Here is a 19,514-nt window from a genome sequence, read left to right on the forward strand (position 1 = left end):
GTCGGAGCGGCGAACACGGCTTGTTGGCGGAAAGAGCTTTCGCTTTCTCTGTTTCAGGCAGAGCTTCGGACATGCGGCAGTCCGCCCGATCAGTCCTCGACCCGGGCGCCGAGCCATTCGGAGTCGGAAACAATCAGCGACTCCATGATTCCGCAAAGATTCAAGTACAGCGGGCTTTCCGTATGCTTGCGCATTTCGGAGCAGAACGAAGGCACCCAGGGCAGCAGATGTCTTTTCAGGAAGCCCAATTGAATGCGCGCCAGCTGCTCGCGTTCGGCCCGGGATCGCACGCCTTCCGTCATACGTTCGGCCAGAACGGCCATGAATTCCAATTCCACGCTCAGCTCGTCGTCTTTTTCGCCGGCCGTCTTGTTCAGAATCACGCCTGCGCGGTCGTATTCCGCACTGGCACGGCAGGCGATAGTTTCGGCTTCTCCGCCGGCATAAAACGACTCCCTGAGCGGAATTCCGGCCGTCTGACGGCGTCCGACCAAAACGTCGTATTCGCGCGACTCCCCGGCGCAGAACGCCGGCAGCGAAGCCGCGCCCGGTTCTCCGATGATCGCTTTGAACCGGGAATACGCTTCGTTGTCCCAGGCGGCGTTTTCCAGTTTCCGGCGCCATTTCATCAACAAATGTACGCTCGGTTTATAAATAATAAAATCGCTCAGCAGCTGATACAAGGTCATTCGGGTATGCGCCCACTGCTCGTCTCCGCGGGCCGTCGATCCGTTCTTTTCCATCGTTGCGGTCGTCATCTGCGTGAACCCCCTTACGGAAATAATATCTATATGCAATGTTCGGTTTGGATACGCTTACACTTTAAGTATAACCGCAATTTGAAACAACTTGTCCGCTCTCATGTGACAAAATGGTTGCAGTTCTCGACTGCCGCTCTCCGCTTATTCCGCTACGGGCCTGCCGGGAAACGGCTTTGCATGCCTGACGCCCCTTTCTTTCGCTAACGCTGTGCATTATTTTGTTGTAATCTGTCCGGGGAAGGGATATATTGTCGATTAGGACCCCGCCAACCGGCTTGCGTCTTCTTTCAAACCTTACGCAAAATGAAAACCCTTACTTTGTTTCGATAACCGATTTTCCGCAAGGGGTGTGCTCGACGTGTCGCATGATCAATCGAACCAACCACATACTTTTTCTTCCGCACGCTCGCCGTTCGTTCCGCTCAAAGCCTTCAATTTCTTCCTATACGGCGCCATTGCGGTCTTCGCCAGCTTTTTCCCGCTGTATTTGCAGGATCGGGGCATGAGCAAGCTGGAAATCGGAACGCTGATGGCGATCGGCCCGTTCGTCTCGTTGGTGGCCAATCCGTTCTGGGGTTACCTGGTCGACCGGCTGGAGAATACGCGCCGTATGCTGATTCTGATGCTGGCCGGCACGTTGGTGCTGGCACAGCTCGTTTTCCAGGTTCAATCGTACACGATGATTTACTTGACCATGATCGCTTTTTTCTTTTTCCAGAGTCCCATGTTTGCGCAGAGCAACACGATGATTCTCGGCTACATCGACGGAACCGGAAGAAAATTCGGCGCTTTCCGCCTATGGGGCTCGATCGGTTGGGCGCTGACGGCCGCCGCCGCGGGCTTCGTCATCGATCGTGCCGGCACTTCTCCCGGAGTGCCGTGGCTGTTTACGGGCCTGATCGGAGCGACGCTGCTGCTGGCGGTCGTGCTGCCTTCGCTTCGCCGGGCGGCAGCCACGACGGTCGTGGCTCCCGGCGGTTTCCGCAAAGTTATGAGCAACCCGACTTTCACGGCATTTCTGCTGCTGGGCGTGCTGGTCTCCATCCCGAACGCCATGAACGGCACGTTTATGACGCTGTATATTACCGACCTGGGCGGTTCGCGCGAGCTGGTCGGCTGGGCGGTTTTTTCGGCCTCCATTCTGGAAGCCGCCATATTCATGATTTTCGACCGCTTTTTCCGCCGCCGGCTCGGCTTCATGCTGATCTGCTTGACCTCCGTAAGCGTGCTGTTCGCGCTGCGCTGGTACTTGATGTCGACGGTAACCGACCCGATGCAGATCGTGTATATCCAAATGATGCACAGCGTCACGTATGCCGGCTACTTTTATGTCGGCACCCATATGACGAGCATGTTCGTTCCGGACTCGTTCCGCGGAACGGGCCAGGCGCTGTTCACGCTCTCCTGGAGCGGGGTGTCGGGCATCATTGCCGGGGTTCTCGGCGGCTGGATGTTCGACAATTTCGGGGCGCCTATGATGTATCAGAGCGGCACGGTGCTCTCGGTTATCGGAGCCGTAGGCTTTGCCGCCATGGGCTATACCTTCTACCGAAGCGGCCAGCAGGCGCCGATCACGGCATCGGGCAAATAGCCCCGCGGATCCAGGCCGCCCTTGTCTCGCGCCTTACAGAAAATGCCCCCGAATCTCCGTTCGTGCCGGAGATTCGGGGGCATTTTTCATGAATATCGGATCGCTGTCCGGCGTTCCGCTTCGACCTTTCGGCTCTCGCCGGGCTGCCGCGGGAAGCGGACGGAACAAAAGGTTAGTCGTTTTTGCGAGCCTGGCCGCCTTTGCGTCCCGCTTCTTCGCGGCTCATCTTGCCATCGTTGTCGTCGCTCGAATTGCCGCGCGCTTTGCCGCCTTCGCTGCCGATTTCCTGATAGAACTCTTTGCCGTGAGATTCGGAAGTGGCTTCGCCGCCCTTTTTGCCGATTTCCTGATAGAAGTCGGAATCTTGGGAGTTCTTCGTCGCTTCGCCGCCTTTTTGGCCGATTTCCTGATAAAATTCTTTGTCGTGATTTTTCGCGGTAGCTTCGCCACCCATGCGCCCAGCTTCTTCGCGGGACATCTTGCCGTTGTTGTCGTTCTGTGCCATGTTCAATCACTCCTTGATTAAATTTTGGGGAAATCTTGTGAGCCACAGCCTTAATTTACCCTTCCCGCAAACAGTTAAACACTTCATAAAAAGTAATTTAGAACCATTTATCGACCCGGTAAAAAAGACTGCTCGGACATCCGGAAACAATGCCGAAAGTCCGGGAAGTTTTGGGCGAATGACCGTCATGCCGTGTCAGCTTCACAGCCGCCCATGCTTTACTTTAACCTTTCGTTTTGCTTTTAAACACTAAAAAAACCTCCCCTTCTTTCTCTTCGGAACGCGGCTTTCCTTTCCGTAAGTCTCTGCCTGAACCACGTAAAAAGCCCCTGTTTGCAGGAAAAGGAGCACCAAAAAGCCGCTTCGAACGAAGCGGCTTTCGGCGGTGCGAACCGGATGCGAATTCCGGATTATTTATTTTTTCGGCAGCTTGAACGAGCTCTTCATCGAGACGATCTGTCCGAAGACCGGCTTGCCAGGCTCGGACAGCTTCGGATCGACGTTAAAGTAGCCGTGGCGGAAGAACTGGAATTTGTCCTGAGGCTGCGCGTCCTTCAGCTGAGGCTCCACGAAGCCCTGCAGAATCTCCAGCGAGTTTTTGTTGACCTTTTTCAAGAAATCGTCCACTTCGTTCGCGGATACGTCTTCCGTCTCGTCCGCCGCCAGCTCTTCCGATTCTTCGTCTTCCCCGAGCAGCGGCTCGTACAGGCGGAATTCGGCCGGAACGGCCGCGGAAGCGTCCACCCAGTGGATCGTGCCTTTGACTTTGCGCGCGTTGAAGTCGCTGCCGCTCTTCGTCGCCGGATCGTACGTGCAGTGGATCTCTACCACTTCGCCGTTTTCGTCCTTGATGAAGTCATGGCATTTAATGAAATAAGCATGCTTCAGACGCACTTCGTTGCCCGGGAACAGGCGGAAGTACTTGCTCGGCGGTTCTTCCATGAAGTCGTCCTGCTCGATGTAGATCTCGCGGGAGAACGGAATTTGGCGGATGCCCATTTCTTCGTTCTCCGTGTTGTTTTCCGCCGGCAGCAGTTCGCTTTCGCCTTCCGGATAGTTCGTGATGACCACTTTGAGCGGGCGCAGAATCGCCATCGTGCGCGGCGCTTTGAGCTTCAGGTCCTCGCGGACGAAGTGCTCCAGCGTCTGGATGTCGACGAGACCCTGGCTGCGCGAGATGCCCGTCTCGTAAATGAACGCTTTGATCGCTTCCGGCGTGTAGCCCCGGCGGCGCATTCCCGAGACCGTCGGCATGCGCGGATCGTCCCAGCCGTCGACCAGGTTCTCTTCGACCAGCTTGCGCAGCTTGCGCTTGCTCGTCACCATGGTGCTGACGTTCAGGCGGCCGAACTCGTATTGATGCGGCTGGCCTTCCATTTCGCATTCGCGAACGACCCAATCGTAGAACGGACGCTGATCCTCGAACTCCAGCGAGCAGAGGGAATGCGTCACGCCTTCGATGGCGTCTTCGAGCGGATGCGCGAACGTATACATCGGGTAGATGCACCATTTGTCGCCCGTGTTATGGTGCGTCGCGTGCGAGATGCGGTAAATGACCGGATCGCGCAAGTTGATGTTCGGCGACGCCATGTCGATCTTCGCCCGCAGCACGCGCTCCCCGTTGCCGAATTCGCCGTTTCTCATGCGCGTGAACAAGTCCAGATTCTCTTCGACCGACCGGTCGCGGAACGGGCTGTTTTTGCCGGGTTCGGTCAGCGTGCCGCGGTTCTCGCGAATCTCGTCGGCCGACTGATCGTCGACGTAAGCGAGACCTTTTTTGATCAGCAGCACGGCGCGCTCGTACATCTCGTCGAAATAATCCGATGCATAGTACTGGTTGTCCCATTCGAAGCCCAGCCATTTGATGTCTTCCTTGATCGAATTGACGTACTCCACGTCTTCTTTCACCGGGTTCGTGTCGTCGAAGCGCAGGTTGGTGCGTCCGCCGAATTCGTCGGCCAGCGCGAAGTCGATAAAGATCGCGCGGACGTGGCCGATATGCATGTAACCGTTCGGTTCCGGCGGGAAGCGGGTCACGACCTCTTTCACTTTGCCGCTTTTCAGGTCTTCTTCTATGATGCTTTTAATAAAATTCGGTGGGGTCTTGGCGTTCTCCACGGATATCAACCTTTCGTTATTCCCAGATTTCTGTATCCTTTTTCCGCAGGATCGTTCGCCTGCAAGGCTTCTGCACTTAAATATAACGCAAACCGGCCCGACCGTTCAATAAAAACGCCCGTCTCCCCCGCTTCGGCGCGGCTCCGCGCTTTGACGCGTTTTGCGCGATAAGGTAGCATAGGAGCATAATCCGCCGAAAAGGAGACCTGGGCGCATGTTCGGTTTGCCGTTGAAAGAGTCTGTCATGTTGAAGCCGCTGCGAAGCGGCCACGCGCGGGAGCTGTTCGAATTGATCGAAAGCTCCCGGCACACGCTGCGTCCCTGGATGCCCTGGACGCAGCAGATGCAGGGCGTCGCCGAAGCCGAAGAATTCATCGCGAACGCCGCACGGCTGTATGCCGACAACGACGCGATCACGGCCGGCTTATGGGAATACGATCGCCTGGCCGGCGTCATCGGTTTCCACGAGATCAACTGGAGCAGCCGTTCCGCCCAGATCGGGTACTGGCTCGGCGCTTCCTTCGAAGGCCGCGGCCTGATCTCGCTCGCCGCGCGCGCTTTTATCGACTATGCCTTCGTCGAATTGGACCTCAACCGGATCGAGATCCGCTGCGCCACCTCCAACCGCCGCAGCCGGGCCGTTCCGGAGCGCCTCGGCTTTCTGCTCGAAGGCATGCTGCGGCAGGCCGAGAAGCTCGAGGACGGCTACGCCGACCACGCGGTATACGGGATGCTGGCCGAAGAATGGAGCGCGAAAAGGCCGCTTTTTTAAGGAAAACGGGCGGACATGCGCAGCCGAACAAGCTGCCGGATCAAGGGAGCAGCCAGCAGCCCATCAGCACGTCGTCGACGAAACGGCCGTCGATCTGGTATTCCCGCTCCAGACGGCCTTCGATCTTGAAGCCGCAGCGCATGTAGAAGCGGATCGCGTCTTCGTTGGTCGACAACACCCGGAGCCTCAGCTTCTTGATGCCGCGCTTCATCGTATGCAGCTTGGCCGCGTCCATCATCTTGCGTCCGATGCCGAGCCCTTGATAAGCCGGGTGGACGGCGATATACAGCTCCGCTACATGCGCGTTGCTGAACATCATCGTCGGCGGGCGCCAGCCGACGCATCCGACGACCTCGCCGTATCGTTCGGCGACCAGCTGATTGTCCGGCGGGCAGTTGCGCAGATAATGCGTGCGCGACTTCCACACCGGAATCTGCGGCGAGTTGCGCGAATTCCAGACCAGCTTGTCGATCCGCATCAGCGGCTTGGCGTCCTTGACCTGCGATTCCCGAATCGTAATTTCGCTCTCGCTCATCCGCTTCATCCCCGCTCCTCCTCGATATCGGTCCGCCGCTCCGCGCGGCGGACCTTGTTCACGCTTCCCGCAGCCGCTCTCCCCCGGCGGAGCCGGAACGCTGCAGCCTATGGTTCAGAACGAAAAATCCGCACGACAGCACGGCCGCCCCCACGGCGAGCCATGCTACCGGTTCAAGCCCTCCGCGGTCGTACAAAATCCCCATAATGTAAGGTCCGATTACCCGGCCCGCCTGACCGATGCCGCCCGATACGCCGAGGTAGAACGGGGCGTCGGCATGCGTCCGTTCGGAGATGAACGCCGGCATCGCCGGCTGGAACAGCATTTCTCCGATCGTCGCCAGAAACATGGCGAGCACCATCGCCCAATAATGCGGCAGGAACAGGATAACGGCATAGCCCGCCAGATAAAACAGGCTGCCCGCCGTCATCTGCGTCTCCGGCAGCGAAGCGAACGAACGCTTCATCCAGGCGATCAGCGGCTGCAGCGCGAAGATCAGCACGCCGTTCATCGTCCATAGGATGCTGTAATACGAAGCCGGCTTGCCGTCGGACAGAATGGACGGCGACACGCCGCCGTTCCAGATGCAGTTGCCGAGCCACAGAAACAGCGCCCCCAGGCCCATATACAGGTAAACGCGCGTATTCATGAGCAGCGGCAGCGCGCCCTGGCTGCGCTTCGTCGTTTTCGCTTCGACATGCAGGCCGCCTTCCCGGCCGACCCGGTTCAGATACACGAAAAAGTACACGGCGAACAGCAGACAGGTGACGCCGTTGAGCACGAAGGTCAGCGGAAACGAAATGTCCGCCAGCGGACCGCTGAGCGCCGTGCCCAGCGCCACCCCGATGTTGTTGCCGACATAGATGGTATTGAAGATCTCGCCCCGCCTCGAGGCGAAGCGGAAGCCGACGAACGCCTGAATCGCCGGCAGCGTCATCGCGTTGCTGAAGCCGACGATCAGCATCGTCAGCATGTAAACGTGCCAGTGCGAGCTTACGACCGGCAGCGCGAACAGCGACAGCGCGTTGACCAGCAGCGAGCCGACCAGCAGCTTTTTGACGCCGATCCGGTGGTACATCGCCCCGCCGACCAGCTGTCCGGCGATGCCGCCGAGCGACTGCAGCAGGATGACCAGGCCGGCGTCCTGCATGCTGCGTCCGAGCTCGCCGAAGACGTACATCGTCGTCAGCGGCCACATCAGCGCGCTGCCGGTGGAATTGATCAAACTGGCCAGCAAAAGGGCCTGAATTTCTTTGGGATATCGTCGAAGCCAGTTCATGAAAATCGATGTTCCTCTCTAAAGTGCCTCCGATGGCCTTGCCCGCTCCATCGTTACCGCCTATTGTTCCGTCTTTGCCGCCTCTCGGGCTTAAGCCTCAAGCCGAAGAAGAGGCATCTGCCGGCCGCACTTCGACCGTCGTGGAGAAAAACGTCGCACCGCCGCCCATGTCGGCGATCCTCGACGACGTCAGAGCGTTGGCCAACCGGCGGCCGCCTCTTCCCGCCGGCGCTTCGCGTTCTCCTTCGCGTCCCTCCGGAGCGTTCCACCACAGCCCCTGGCTCACGACCGTTCCGGGCAGCATCAAATCGGTTACGGACGCCTTGAGCGCGCAGACGCCGCGATCGTTATAAGCTTCGACGCGCTCGCCGTCCGCAATGCCTCTGGCCTCCGCATCCTGCGGATGAATCTGCAGCAGCGGTTCCTTCTCCAACGATTGATGCTTCTCCACGTTCGCGAAGGTGGAGTTCAGGAAATTGTGGTTCGGCGGACTGACGAACATGAGCGGATACGCGGAGTTCCGCACGCCGCGGTTCTCTCCGTCGAAACCTTCTTCCAGCGGCAGGTAAGTCGGCAGCGGCGGCAGGCCGAGCGACTTCAGCCGCTCCGAATACAGTTCGATTTTGCCCGACGGCGTCGACAGCCGGTTCAAATACTCCTTTTTCGGAGTCATATCGAGCGGCACGAACCGTTCTTCCCGCAGCTTCTCGAACGTAACGCCGTTCAGATACGGGTTATCCGGGTTGTTCAGCGCGGCGCGGATGACGCTTTCCTCGTCCTCGCGAAACGCTTCTTCCCCGAAGCCCATCGCTTCGGCCAGCAGCTTGAAGGTCTCGAAGTTGCTTTTGCTCTCGCCGACGGCTCCGATAACCGGCTCTTGAAGCTGGACGTAATGGTGCCAGTACGACGTGTAAAGATCGGTATTTTCGAAGCTCGACGTCGCCGGCAGCACGATATCGGCATATTTGGCCGTGTCGGTCAGGAACAGCTCGTGCACGACCGTGAACAGATCTTCGCGCATCAGCCCCTCGCGCACGCGGTCCGCTTCGGGCGCGACCACGGCCGGATTGCTGCCGAAAACGAACAGCCCGCGAATCCTCGGCGTAAGCGTCAGCAGCGCGTCGGCCAGCTTGTTCATGTTGATCGTCCGCGCGCCCGGATTCGGACGCAGATCCGGCCGCTGCAGCGCTTCGTCGTTCAGCGACGCGTAGGCGCCGTTGGACTTGAACGCCCCGCCGCCCCGGGCCCATTGGCCGGTCAGCGCAGGCAGGCAGCACACCGTACGGACGGCCATGCCTCCGTTATCATGATGCTGCAGGCCGTTGCCGATATGGATATGGCTCGGAGAAGTCTCGCCGTACATGAGAGCCAACCGCACGATGTCGCCTGCCGGCACGCCCGTAATGCGGGCTGTCCGCTCCGGCGTATAAGCTTTGACGTGCTCGCGCAGCTCTTCCGTACCGATCGCGTTCCGCCGCAGGAAGTCTTCGTCCGTCAGTCCCCGGTCGAACAGCACGTGCATCACGCCGAGCGCCAATGCCGTATCCGTGCCCGGATGCAGCGGTATGAACCAGTCCGCGCGGCGTCCGGTCATATTTTTGTGCACGTCGATCACGACGACTTTCGCTCCGTTCTTGCGCGCCTGCTCCATCAACACCGCCTGGTGCATGCTGGTGCTGACGATATTCCCGCCCCAGACGATGAACAGCTTCGCGTTCAGCGTATCTTCGGGGCTCGAGCCTCCGCCGAAACCCATCGTATATTTCCAGCCGGCGTTGCCGGCGGAGTTGCAGATCGTGTAAGCCAGCTTCGACGCGCCGAGCCGGCCGAAAAATCGCCGGTCCATGCCTTCGGCGTTCAGCACGCCCATGTTGCCGTAAAAACTGTAAGGCAGAATCGATTCGGGTCCGTGCTCCGCGGACAGTCCGCGGAATTTCTCGGCGATTTCCGAAACCGCTTCATCCCAGGAGATGCGCACAAACTGCCCCGAACCCTTCGGGCCGGAACGTCTCATCGGATAGAGCAGACGCTCCGGGTGATGAACCCTGTCGGCCATATGCCGAACTTTATTGCAGATCGCGCCGCGCGTCGCGGGCTGATCGGGATTGCCGGTAACCTTGACGATTTTGCCGTTTTCCTTGTGCAGCAGCAGGCCGCAGGTGTCGGGGCAGTCGAGCGGGCAGACCGCCGGAAACACGCCGCTCGGCCGTTCGGTCATCTCCATGACGGACGGCTCCTTTCTCGCGTTCGTTCGTGATTTCTTCCAGGCCTTCATTGTAGCACAATTTCTCCGCAAAATATTTTTTCGAAGTTGTTTGTACAGTGTTTCAATCGGGAGGGGCCGCGGGTATTAAAAAGCATTGGCAAATAGGCAGTAAGTGATGTCCCCTTCATGAACTGTTCCTGCTGCCATATCATGGACCACTCCCGAAATTCGCCTTCACAAGATCCTTCCCCCGGACTTGTGAAGGCGAATTTGTTTTGTTCAACTTTTCCGCTTCTTCGAGCGTTCATTCTACATAAGCAGGAAGCGATTTTCAGATGTCCGACTTTAAGGAGGAGAACCCTTGATGCGAAAAAAGTTATGGATTCCCGCTTTGGCGTGCCTGCTCGCGCTTCCCGCCTGTTCGCCGACCGAATGGGCGAACGGCATCATCCTCGACCGGGTTGTCCGGGTAGAGCGATATCCCGATCAACAGCGTCCCAGCGTCGGTTACGCTTCGGGAGCGCTCGGATTCACATGGAAAAAGGGCGAGGAGACCCAGCTTCGCCAAGCCTGGACAGACGCGCCGGAAGCGAAGTCGACCGGCGATCCCGACGAAGTGAGTTTAGGCGGCAATACGAGCATCCTGGTTCGCGCCAAGACGATAACCGGCAAGTCGCTCGAGGCCATCGTGAAGGAAGACGCGGCTTACGAATACAAGCATAAGGTTGAAGACGTGCATATCGATGCCGAGATTACGAACGGCAAGCAGACGCTGGCTTCGTTTCCTTATGTATATAAAGGCGAACGTTATATGGGCCTGGTATTGGCGAAAAACGTAGGAAACTCCTATGTGCACCGACACCTCGAATTCTCTCCGGAAATGACCGACGAAGGAAAAATGCTGCCCTTCGTGCCCGCCAACGGCTCCATGGGCTTCGGCGGGGACGGAGACGATTCCCTGGATTGGACCGGCGGCACCGTAAGCGACGAGCGCATCCGCGAGATCGTCATGCATTTCGAAGACGGCGTCCGAAAGATTCCTATCGCGGAAGATCAAGCGACTTACCTGATTCCCGGAGAACACGACCGGGACGTACGATATATCGAAGGTCTCGACGAGAAGGGCAAGGCGCTTTATACGTGGCAGTTCTAGCGTCGAACGGAGTCGGACGGAACGGTCGCGGAATCGCATGAACGTATCGGTTCGGATTTTGCATTCTTTTTACCTGACGTTCGGACTGTTGCCCTCCCCGGGGCTGTGCTATATTGGGCCTAACGCCGTCATTTACGCTCACGACTCAACGAAAAGGAGACTTCACTCATGCCAAAAAGCATTGCGGTATTCTGCGGTTCGAGAGAGGGAGCTTCCCCTGCCTATATGGAGAGCGCACGCGCGCTCGGCCGCGAGATGGCGAAGCGGGGCATCACTCTCGTGTACGGCGGCTCGCGCGTAGGGCTGATGGGCGCCGTCGCCAATGCCGTGCTGGAGCACGGAGGAGAAGCGATCGGCGTGCTGCCGCACTTCATGCAGGTCCGCGAGATCGCTCATCCCGGGTTGACCGAACTGATCATGGTCGAGTCGATGCACGAACGCAAAGCCAAAATGGCGGAGCTGGCCGAAGGCTTCGTGACGCTGCCCGGCGGTTCGGGCACGATGGAAGAATATTTCGAGATCTTCACCTGGGCGCAGCTCGGCCTGCATACGAAGCCGATCGGCGTCCTGAACGCGGCCGGCTACTACGATCCGCTGATCGCCTTGTTCGACCGGATGACCGGCGAAGGCTTCGTGACGCCGAAGCATCGCGACATGATGCTGAATGCGGAAGAACCCGGCGAACTGCTTGATCTGCTGGAAAGTTACCGGGTGCCGGAAGTTCCGCAGATTTTGACCGAAGAACGAACCTGAATGGAAGAAACGACGGCCGGATTCGGATACAAGGACGCTCCTCGTCCGCAAAACGGCGCAGAAAAGGCTCCGCTCTTGGGCGGAGCCTTTTCCCTTTTCGGAAGATTCCGCCGCTTACCTCGTTCTTCCCCTTTCCGAACCTCCTTTTCTCCACCGGCCGCGTTCGCGCTTCAACTGCTCGTTTTTCCAATGCGTCCGGTCGATTCCCCCCATACGCAGCCTTTCTTCTTCCATCCGCTTTTCCATCAAATAAGGATGTATGTCGTTCTCCTCCTTTTATATGCCCGGTCCGGCGCCTTGCTTGCAGGGTCCCGAACACATGTTTGTTTTTGCCGTTAGTATAGACGCTGAACGGAGACAACAGAGTGTCCAGGTTTGCGCTTCCGATACAAGCAGCATAATAGAGGACTGCCCGCGGAAAAAGGGTAGAATGCGGCGGATCGGTTTCGCCTTTTCCGCGTTAGCCGCGTTTCCGGCGGACTTGGACGCCAAAAAACCCGCCTCCGCCGGAAGAACGGCGGAAAACGGGTTCTGCTGCCGAAGGGCGCGGCAATCCGGAAGGAAGCTCCGCGCGAATCGGAAGTCGGAGAGCAGAAAGGCTCAAGCGTGCTTCTTCAGTTCCTGCGCGCCGTAACCGCTTTGTCCGGCCGGTGCCGCTATCGGCTCGGCCTTGCGCAGATAAGTCATCCAGTAAGCGGCGGCGACGAAGATCGCCCCACCGGTCAGATTGCCCAGCCAGACAGGCACAAAGTTGCCGAAATATTGGCCCCAGGTGAAGTGCCCTTCGAAGATGGCGGCCGGAATCAGGAACATATTGGCCACGACGTGCTGGAAGCCGATCGCCACGAAAGCCATGGTCGGGAACCAGATGCCGAGAATTTTGCCGCTCATGTTGTCCGCTCCGTAGCTGAGCCATACCGCCAGCGCCACGAGCCAGTTGCAGCCGATACCGGAAATGAACGACTGCAGGAACGTGCTGTCGATCTTGTGACCGGCCATGTCGACCAGCTTGTCCAGATACGGCCCCGATGCCGTCAGGCCGACGATATGTCCGAAAAAGTAGGCGACGAAGATGGCCCCGGCGAAGTTCGCGACGGTGATCAGCACGAGGTTTTTGAGCATCTCGCCCGTCGTAATGCGTCGAGCCATCCGGGCCAGCGGCACCGCCATCATGTTGCCGGTCAGAAGTTCGCCGCCGGCCAGCAGTACCAGAACCAACCCGACCGGGAAGACCGCCGCTCCGACGAAATTGGCCATGCTGCCCCATTCGGCCGGCGTATTGGCGATGACCCGAATATCCAGCAGGAAGCCGAGCGCGATAAAAGCACCGGCCAAGAAACCGAGGATCAGAACGGAAGAAAGCGGATTATGGGCCTTCTTCACACCGTTCTCGACCGTGACTTCCGCGATTTGCGGCGGTTTGTTGTAAGCCATTGTGGATGTCCCCTTTATAGCTAAAATTTGAATAATCCCTTGTCGTACCCCATTTTAGCGTAGAAGGAGAAGCCAGTACGTGATATTCCTCATAAAACGGGAGATAAAGTGAATATTTTCACGTATTTTCGGAAAAAGGATTCCCTTTCTTGTCCATAAGCATTTCCCCGCTTTTCCCGCATTCCCGTCCCTATACAGCCCGTATTTTTGCGAGTATAGTGTCCGATAGATGAAATGAACAAAGGCGGTGAACGCGGCATGAACGAAAAACACTCGGCCCCGACCGACATTCCGGCGTGGATGGATTCTATTCCCGGTTCCGACGGCTGGAGCAGCTCGGAACCGATCGACAAAGGCTGGTCCGCGGACCGAAAATATCGCATTACCGTAAAGGACGGAGAATCGCTGCTGCTGCGGGTCTCGGACATTTCGCTGGCGGAAGCCAAACGGGCGGAATTCGAACGGGTTCGTCAGGCTTACTCGCTGGGTATCCCCATGTCGCGGCCGATCGCATTCGGCTTATGCTCGGGCAGCGGGGAACCGGAGCATCCCTCCGCTTCCCCCTTCGCCTATTCGCTGCTAAGCTGGATCGAAGGCGAAGACGCGGAGAGCCTGCTTCCCGGAATGATGGACGACGAAGCCTACCGTCTCGGCCGCGGCGCGGGGGAGTGGCTGCGCCGCATGCACGGCTTGAATGTTCCGGTGGATGCCAAATCGCCCGGCGTCTCCGTCCGCAGACAGTTCGAGCGCAAGAAAGCCGCGTATGCGCGGTGCGGATACCGGCTGCCTTTCGACGACGCTCTGCTGAAGCGGATCGAGGCCAGACTTCCGCTGCTGGACGGGGTGAAACCCGGATTCCGTCAGGGCGACTACCATCCCGGCAATATGATTCTGGGACCGGACGGCGGATTGAATATCATCGATTTCAACCGTTCCGACATCGGGGACCCGATTCGGGACTTCAACCGGCTCGAGACGTTCACCAGCCGGATCAGTCTGCCGTTCGCGCGCGGCCAGCTCGACGGTTACCTGGAGAGCGGGCCGCGCGATCCGGATTTCTTCGGGCGAATGGCGCTCTACTGCGCGATGGAATGCCTGTTCGCGATTGTCTGGGCGGTCCCCTTCGGCGAGCCGGAGATCGGCGATACGCTGAAGCGGTCGGAGCGGATCTGGGAAGACTTCGAAGGATTCGAGCGGAACGTGCCTGTGTGGTATGAAGGAAGCTGAACAGGCGACCTCTTTTCGGAAGCGAACATTGGGAAGAACGCAAAAAAGCCCGCCGGTAGGCGGGCTCTTTTTCGATCCGATTAAACGTTCGTTTTCTGCTGCACCGAACGGGCGGCTTTCTCTTCGCGCGCTCCGAGCGGCTGGGCGTCCATCGCCGCGAAGCCGAGGGAGTTCAGGTAGTTCCAAGGCTTGTTGTAGTGCGGCTGGAAGAAGAAGTCCACGAAGGCCAGTTCTTCGACGGTCATTTTGTTCTGGATGCAGACGGACAGCGTATTGATCGACTGGGTCAGGTCCACTTTGGACATCAACTGCGCGCCGACGATGCGGCGGCTGTCTTTTTCGAATACGATCTTGAATGTCGCTTTTTCGAATTCGGGCATGAACTCCGGACGGTAGTTGTCTTCGAACATCGCCGTCGCCACGTCGAGTCCGGCTTCCAGCGCCGCGGCTTCGGTCATGCCGGTCGCCGCGATGTTGTCTTCATAGATCTTGATGCCGCTGGTGCCTTGAGTTCCCATGTAGGCGATCTTCTTCTCCATCAGGTTCAGCGCGATCAGCGTACCCATGCGCACGGCATTCGTGGCAAGCGGGATGTACGCGGCTTGACCCGTCGGATTGTAACGGATCGCGCAGCTGTCGCCGGCCGCATATACGTCTTTGACGCTCGTTTCCATATAGTTGTCGACGAGGATCGCTCCGCTTGGCAGCATGTCGACCTGACCTTTGAGCAGCTCGGTGTTCGGGCGGAAACCGATGCACAGAATGACCAGGTCCGCTTCGTGCTCGCCCGCCGTCGTGACGACCTTTTGCACTTTGCCGGCCTGTCCTTCGAAACGCACGACTTTCTCGTTCAGAGCCAGCTTGATGCCCTGCTCTTCCAACGATTCTTCAATGCGGTCCGTAAACTCGGCGTCCAGGTATTTGCTCAGGATGCGCTTCTCGGCGTCGATCAGCGTGACTTCTTTGCCGTTCATCTCGAACGCTTCGACCAGCTCGACGCCGATGTAGCCGGCACCGATGACGACGACGCGATTCGCCGTTTTCGCTTTTTCGATGATCGTATTGGAATGGTTGAAGTTCTTCGACAGGATGATGTTGTCCAGATCGATGCCTTCGAACTGCGGCACGATCGGCCACGAACCTGTCGTCACGATCAACTTGTCGAACGTATCGCCGAATTCTTCGCCCGTTTCCAGGTTGCGTACCGTCAGGTTTTTGCCCGCGGCGTCAACGTTCAGCACTTCGTGGCGCATCCGCGTTTTGACGCCGAGCGCGGTCAGATGTTCCGGCGAAGAGTAGAACAGGCCGTTCGGGTCTTTGACCACTCCGCCGACGTACAGCGCGATGCCGCACGAGAGGAAGGAAATGTTGTCGTTGCGTTCGTATACCGTGATTTCGGCTTCCGGATAGAGCTTGGCGGTGCGGACGATAGCGGCGGTTCCTGCGTGCGTACAACCGATAACTGCGATTTTCATAAGTGAATTCCTCCAGTAAGTGATTTTATGGGTTCTGCTTGTAAATACGATGGTTGTGAATTTCGGTACATGATGCCGCATAAAAAAGATGGGACTTTCGGGATACGGCCTTCTAACTGTGAAATCTTTCACCTGTTCCTTCAGGCGATGTTGTGAATTCGTTCACCTGATAATTCTATTATACTGTGACATATTTCACATTGCAAGAGAAAAGCATGACTTTGAGTAATTTTTCACATGTTTGACACAATGAAACCGATCTCTTCTCTTCATTCGCGGTATTCAATGTATAATTTGTCATATCAAAAAACCGCATCGTCGGCAGAAAAGCCGGGATGCGGTCTGAAGAAACAGGAAACTTTACTGGGAAGCGGTCCGCAGCCGGTCTTCGCCGACCTGCTGAGCGGCCGCATTCTGCACGACTTCGCGCTTGCGCTGCTCTTCCGACAAAGCATACAGCGCATACGGCAGACACAGCGGAACGCCCGTGCGCGGATCGGTCACGATATCGGCCTCGATCCCGAATACTTCGTGCATCACAAGAGGACACATGACTTCCAGCGGCGTGCCGGAAGCGAGCGCCTCCCCCTGCTTGATCGCAATCATGTGCTGAGCAAAACGGGAAGCGTGATTGAGGTCGTGCACGACCATGACGATCGTCCGTCCCTCGGTCTTGTTAAGGTCGTGCAGCAGCTGCAGAACTTCGAGCTGATGCGCCATGTCCAGATAAGTGGTCGGCTCGTCCAGGAACAGAATGTCGGTCTCCTGAGCCAGCGCCATCGCGATCCAGGCCCGCTGCCGCTGGCCGCCCGAGAGCTGGTCGATAGGGCGGTCGTGGAAGTCGCGCATGCCGGTTACGTCCAGCGCCCACTCTACGACCTTCTTGTCCTCCGCCTTCAAGGCGCCGAATCCTTTCTGGTGCGGAAAACGGCCGTAAGAAACAAGCTCGGTTACGGTAAGGCCTTCCGGAGCGGTCGGCGTCTGCGGCAGAATCGCCAGCTGTTTCGCCACTTCCCGCGTAGATTGTTTGTGAATCGATTTGCCGTCCAGCAGTACGCTGCCGTTTTTCGGACGCATCAGACGCGCCATCGTTTTCAAAATGGTCGATTTGCCGGAACCGTTCGCTCCGACAAGCGCCGTAATTTTCCCCTGCGGGATTTCGATATTGAGATCCTTAACGATCAGGCGGTCTTCATAGGCAATATCCAGATGCGAGGTGCTTAAGCGGAACATAGAGCGGATCATTCCCTTCCGAAAATTCTGCGGCCGTGCACTTGGCTTAACGGCTTGTATGGATAAAACCAAACATTGGAACGTCGCGATAGGATAACGGTTATATACATCATCGGAACTTCATGCTTTCTTCATTACAGTTTAAGATACTGATAATCATTATCAAATGTCAAGTTAAATTTAAACGCTTCTCTTCTTCCGAACGCAACAAAAAGACCCGAAAACCAGGAGGGCTTTCGGGCCTCTTCCACGAGGGAAGCGCACGCGGCAGGCGTACGCAGCATATATAAAACGTATAGGATCGGTAGTTTGGCAGGAGATTACGCCTTATACTTAAGCTGCTTCTTGAGCTGGCTGACCCGGCTCTGGCTGATGCCGAGCATTTGGGCGATCTCGCTCTGGCTGGCTTCCGGATGATCGATCAGCGCCTGCTCCAGGCGAGGAAGCATGTCGGATACCCGTACCCGCTTCTTGGAAGCGGACTCCTCGACCGTCGGCGCATGATGTACCGGAACCGCAGGGGCATGCTTGAGTTCCTCCAGGCAAGAGCCGCACACGAACTGATCCTTGTAATAAACCACGCTGTCCAACGTACGACAAAACGCACATTCGGTCGACTTGTACTTGCGCATGACAAGCATGCCGTCGTCCGTCACAAAAAATTCCAACGAATCGCCGATCTCGATATTTCTCGTTCCCCGAATTTCGCTGGGGATCACGATCCTTCCGAGACTGTCCAAACTACGAATCATACCGGTATCCTTCATTTTGAATTCCTCTCTATATTAAGTTAGAGTTTAGCAAAAAAGTTTATTTAATATGCAGTATAGCATATTTCAGGCTTTTTTCTACTTTTTATTCAAAAAATGTCTAAAAAACCAAATTCATTTTCTATAAATATCATTTTTGTTACACTAAATTTATTGTAACGGTAAAGCGTAACTACATCAAGATAACAAAAAAATAAAAAAACGAAAACTGTAAACACGCTCAACCGCAACGTTTTCGAACACAAAAAAACCGCTTTGATCAAAAGACGGATCGGTGGGGCCGGAATCCATTCATTTTGACAAAACGGTTTTTTCACGAGATTTCATTGTACTGCTTCAGCGCCATTATTAAGTTTGTCAATCACTCGCAAGAAGTCAAACTCCCGCGGACCCGTATGAAGAGGCATGATGCAGCTCTCTGGATTCCATCCGGGGCCCTCCGGCTTTCTGCCGCTGTGCGAGTACAATATAAGCGTCCAACCGCTGGCTCAACTCGACAACGTCCCGGTCACAAAAACTTTTATGTTCCGTGATCTTCAGCAGTTCGTGCCGTAAGTGCTCGATCATGGTGTACAGCGGTTCTTCGTTGCGATAAGAATTGTAAGCCAATACGGTCACCTTCTCTCTCGTGCTTACTTTTCTATAATAGGCTCTGATAGTAAAAAACAATTTTTGCTAAATTCAGATAAAAGAACACTTTTTTGTGGAAGTCATTACAGTGCCTGCGGAAAAATGCCGGAGACGATTTTCTTGACGGAGCGTTCGCTTCTCTGGTATATCTGGTTGAGCTTGCCGAAGGCGAACTTCGTCTGCCGTCAGGCCCCGGCTTTAACGGTGCCTGACTACGTCCCGCACAAGAAAAGGAGGATGCGTGTGCTGTCCGATTCCACCGAATTGACCCATCTGTTTATCCGAACGCTCCGCGCTCATCACAGCCGGATGCATGTCGCTCACCAGTCGCTCGACATCCATCCCGGACAAGCGCCGTTATTTTTCATCCTGTCCGATCAGGAAGGATTGAACCAAAAAGAACTGGCCGAACGCATGCATATCAAGCCGGCCACCCTTACCGTCATGCTCTCGCGTCTCGAACAGGCCGGATTTGTCGAACGCTTCTCCGATCCCGCCGATCAGCGGATCTGGCGGGTCCGTTTGACTCCGGGCGGCCGGGATATCTCGCGCCGCGTGCGCGCCGCGGTCGAAGAGCTGGACGCCGTAACGTTCGACAGCTTTACGCCGGAGGAACGCGATCAGTTCCGGAGGCTGATGAATAAAATGTACGACAATTTAAAAAGCGAGCCCGGATCGTAGACCGGCGCTTGGCGGCGATGCCGCGAGAGCCCCGTTTCGCGGAACCTGCCGCCCGAGACTTTCCCAAACCGAAGTTTTGCCGCGCCAAAAAGCCCCGGATTCTATTCCGGGGCTCAGGCTGTCGAAAAAGTCACGTAGTAGAGAGAAGCAAGCCGGCTCCGAGAGAAATTCGTTAGCGTATGCTTACGAAGTGCCTTTCTTCGAAAGGCTGTAGGTCGCGTGTTGAAGTCGGGAAAAGAGATCGAATTTTAGCGGAATTTTCCCGATTTCAAAGGCGAACACTATCAGCGTATGCTTCCGAAGCGGCTTTCTACGAAAGCCTGTACTTCACTGAATTTCTCTCTCCGCCGTCTCGCTTCTAGCTACGTTAGACTTTCTCGACACGTTGAGC

17 protein-coding genes are annotated in these 19,514 nt (G+C 56.8%); 6 read left to right on the top strand and 11 right to left on the bottom strand.

Annotation, left to right across the window (positions count from 1 at the left end; translation table 11 throughout):
• Positions 1-89 precede the first annotated feature (89 nt).
• A complete protein-coding gene (locus tag GYN08_RS12780) occupies positions 90-758 on the bottom strand; it encodes a TorD/DmsD family molecular chaperone (RefSeq protein WP_166274779.1) in 669 nt (222 codons plus the stop codon).
• Positions 759-1,119: 361 nt separating this feature from the next.
• Between GYN08_RS12780 and GYN08_RS12785 the strand changes: the two genes are divergently transcribed.
• Entirely contained in the window at positions 1,120-2,352 is a 1,233-nt protein-coding gene (locus GYN08_RS12785) for an MFS transporter (RefSeq protein ID WP_166274781.1), read from the top strand.
• A 172-nt stretch (positions 2,353-2,524) separates the two neighbouring features.
• Here GYN08_RS12785 and GYN08_RS12790 read toward each other — a convergent pair whose 3' ends face one another.
• Both GYN08_RS12790 and GYN08_RS12795 read right to left on the bottom strand, forming a co-directional pair.
• Positions 2,525-2,857 carry a KGG domain-containing protein gene (locus GYN08_RS12790; RefSeq protein ID WP_166274783.1) on the bottom strand — a complete coding sequence of 111 codons (333 nt, stop codon included), beginning with the start codon at positions 2,855-2,857 and terminating at the stop codon, positions 2,525-2,527.
• Between the two features lie 414 nt (positions 2,858-3,271).
• A complete protein-coding gene (locus tag GYN08_RS12795) occupies positions 3,272-4,975 on the bottom strand; it encodes a glutamine--tRNA ligase/YqeY domain fusion protein (protein WP_166274785.1) in 1,704 nt (567 codons plus the stop codon).
• A 214-nt stretch (positions 4,976-5,189) separates the two neighbouring features.
• On the opposite strand from GYN08_RS12795, the gene GYN08_RS12800 reads away from it, so the two are divergent.
• Positions 5,190-5,747 carry a GNAT family N-acetyltransferase gene (locus GYN08_RS12800; RefSeq protein WP_166274787.1) on the top strand — a complete coding sequence of 186 codons (558 nt, stop codon included), beginning with the start codon at positions 5,190-5,192 and terminating at the stop codon, positions 5,745-5,747.
• Positions 5,748-5,787: 40 nt separating this feature from the next.
• On the opposite strand, the gene GYN08_RS12805 is transcribed toward GYN08_RS12800, so the two are convergent.
• The 3 genes from GYN08_RS12805 to GYN08_RS12815 form a co-directional block, all read right to left on the bottom strand.
• Entirely contained in the window at positions 5,788-6,291 is a 504-nt protein-coding gene (locus GYN08_RS12805; protein WP_166274789.1) for a GNAT family N-acetyltransferase, read from the bottom strand.
• Between the two features lie 49 nt (positions 6,292-6,340).
• On the bottom strand, positions 6,341-7,561 hold the full coding sequence (locus GYN08_RS12810; protein WP_166274791.1) for an MFS transporter: 1,221 nt from the start codon (positions 7,559-7,561) through the stop codon (positions 6,341-6,343).
• A gap of 97 nt (positions 7,562-7,658) precedes the next feature.
• Complete coding sequence (locus GYN08_RS12815) at positions 7,659-9,779, bottom strand: molybdopterin-containing oxidoreductase family protein (RefSeq protein WP_408015071.1); 2,121 nt, start codon at positions 9,777-9,779, stop codon at positions 7,659-7,661.
• A gap of 352 nt (positions 9,780-10,131) precedes the next feature.
• Between GYN08_RS12815 and GYN08_RS12820 the strand changes: the two genes are divergently transcribed.
• Together GYN08_RS12820 and GYN08_RS12825 are read left to right on the top strand one after the other, a co-directional pair.
• Positions 10,132-10,920, top strand: a complete 789-nt coding sequence (locus GYN08_RS12820) for a hypothetical protein (RefSeq protein WP_166274795.1) — start codon at positions 10,132-10,134, stop codon at positions 10,918-10,920.
• Positions 10,921-11,088: 168 nt separating this feature from the next.
• Positions 11,089-11,673 (top strand): LOG family protein, encoded by a 585-nt coding sequence (locus GYN08_RS12825; RefSeq protein WP_166274797.1) that lies wholly within the window; start codon positions 11,089-11,091, stop codon positions 11,671-11,673.
• Positions 11,674-12,273: 600 nt separating this feature from the next.
• On the opposite strand, the gene GYN08_RS12830 is transcribed toward GYN08_RS12825, so the two are convergent.
• Positions 12,274-13,107 (bottom strand): formate/nitrite transporter family protein, encoded by an 834-nt coding sequence (locus GYN08_RS12830; protein WP_166274799.1) that lies wholly within the window; start codon positions 13,105-13,107, stop codon positions 12,274-12,276.
• Positions 13,108-13,365: 258 nt separating this feature from the next.
• Here GYN08_RS12830 and GYN08_RS12835 point away from each other — a divergent pair, with 258 nt between their 5' ends.
• Positions 13,366-14,334 carry a phosphotransferase family protein gene (locus GYN08_RS12835; RefSeq protein WP_166274801.1) on the top strand — a complete coding sequence of 323 codons (969 nt, stop codon included), beginning with the start codon at positions 13,366-13,368 and terminating at the stop codon, positions 14,332-14,334.
• 80 nt (positions 14,335-14,414) lie between these two features.
• On the opposite strand, the gene GYN08_RS12840 is transcribed toward GYN08_RS12835, so the two are convergent.
• The 4 genes from GYN08_RS12840 to GYN08_RS12855 all read right to left on the bottom strand — a co-directional run bounded on the left by GYN08_RS12840 (position 14,415) and on the right by GYN08_RS12855 (position 18,430).
• The gene (locus GYN08_RS12840) at positions 14,415-15,809 is read right to left on the bottom strand and encodes an FAD-dependent oxidoreductase (RefSeq protein WP_166274803.1); all 1,395 of its coding nucleotides are present in this window, start codon (positions 15,807-15,809) and stop codon (positions 14,415-14,417) included.
• A 360-nt stretch (positions 15,810-16,169) separates the two neighbouring features.
• Positions 16,170-17,042 carry an ABC transporter ATP-binding protein gene (locus tag GYN08_RS12845; protein WP_166274805.1) on the bottom strand — a complete coding sequence of 291 codons (873 nt, stop codon included), beginning with the start codon at positions 17,040-17,042 and terminating at the stop codon, positions 16,170-16,172.
• A gap of 320 nt (positions 17,043-17,362) precedes the next feature.
• A complete protein-coding gene (locus GYN08_RS12850; RefSeq protein WP_235946222.1) occupies positions 17,363-17,794 on the bottom strand; it encodes an AbrB/MazE/SpoVT family DNA-binding domain-containing protein in 432 nt (143 codons plus the stop codon).
• 393 nt (positions 17,795-18,187) lie between these two features.
• Positions 18,188-18,430, bottom strand: a complete 243-nt coding sequence (locus tag GYN08_RS12855; RefSeq protein ID WP_328802939.1) for an aspartyl-phosphate phosphatase Spo0E family protein — start codon at positions 18,428-18,430, stop codon at positions 18,188-18,190.
• A 255-nt stretch (positions 18,431-18,685) separates the two neighbouring features.
• Between GYN08_RS12855 and GYN08_RS12860 the strand changes: the two genes are divergently transcribed.
• On the top strand, positions 18,686-19,123 hold the full coding sequence (locus GYN08_RS12860; protein ID WP_166274809.1) for a MarR family winged helix-turn-helix transcriptional regulator: 438 nt from the start codon (positions 18,686-18,688) through the stop codon (positions 19,121-19,123).
• Positions 19,124-19,514: the final 391 nt, after the last annotated feature.

Origin of the sequence: Saccharibacillus alkalitolerans, assembly GCF_011090185.1 — a bacterium.
In the GTDB taxonomy this organism is placed as follows: domain Bacteria; phylum Bacillota; class Bacilli; order Paenibacillales; family Paenibacillaceae; genus Saccharibacillus; species Saccharibacillus alkalitolerans.

Coding starts and splice junctions, on each gene's coding strand:
- GYN08_RS12815 (WP_408015071.1), bottom strand. CDS start 9,779: ATGACCGAACGGCCGAGCGGCGTGTTTCCGGCGGTCTGCCCGCTCGAC.
- GYN08_RS12780 (WP_166274779.1), bottom strand. CDS start 758: ATGACGACCGCAACGATGGAAAAGAACGGATCGACGGCCCGCGGAGAC.
- GYN08_RS12835 (WP_166274801.1), top strand. CDS start 13,366: ATGAACGAAAAACACTCGGCCCCGACCGACATTCCGGCGTGGATGGAT.
- GYN08_RS12800 (WP_166274787.1), top strand. CDS start 5,190: ATGTTCGGTTTGCCGTTGAAAGAGTCTGTCATGTTGAAGCCGCTGCGA.
- GYN08_RS12830 (WP_166274799.1), bottom strand. CDS start 13,107: ATGGCTTACAACAAACCGCCGCAAATCGCGGAAGTCACGGTCGAGAAC.
- GYN08_RS12820 (WP_166274795.1), top strand. CDS start 10,132: ATGCGAAAAAAGTTATGGATTCCCGCTTTGGCGTGCCTGCTCGCGCTT.
- GYN08_RS12790 (WP_166274783.1), bottom strand. CDS start 2,857: ATGGCACAGAACGACAACAACGGCAAGATGTCCCGCGAAGAAGCTGGG.
- GYN08_RS12810 (WP_166274791.1), bottom strand. CDS start 7,561: ATGAACTGGCTTCGACGATATCCCAAAGAAATTCAGGCCCTTTTGCTG.
- GYN08_RS12840 (WP_166274803.1), bottom strand. CDS start 15,809: ATGAAAATCGCAGTTATCGGTTGTACGCACGCAGGAACCGCCGCTATC.
- GYN08_RS12850 (WP_235946222.1), bottom strand. CDS start 17,794: ATGATTCGTAGTTTGGACAGTCTCGGAAGGATCGTGATCCCCAGCGAA.
- GYN08_RS12825 (WP_166274797.1), top strand. CDS start 11,089: ATGCCAAAAAGCATTGCGGTATTCTGCGGTTCGAGAGAGGGAGCTTCC.
- GYN08_RS12805 (WP_166274789.1), bottom strand. CDS start 6,291: ATGAAGCGGATGAGCGAGAGCGAAATTACGATTCGGGAATCGCAGGTC.
- GYN08_RS12845 (WP_166274805.1), bottom strand. CDS start 17,042: ATGTTCCGCTTAAGCACCTCGCATCTGGATATTGCCTATGAAGACCGC.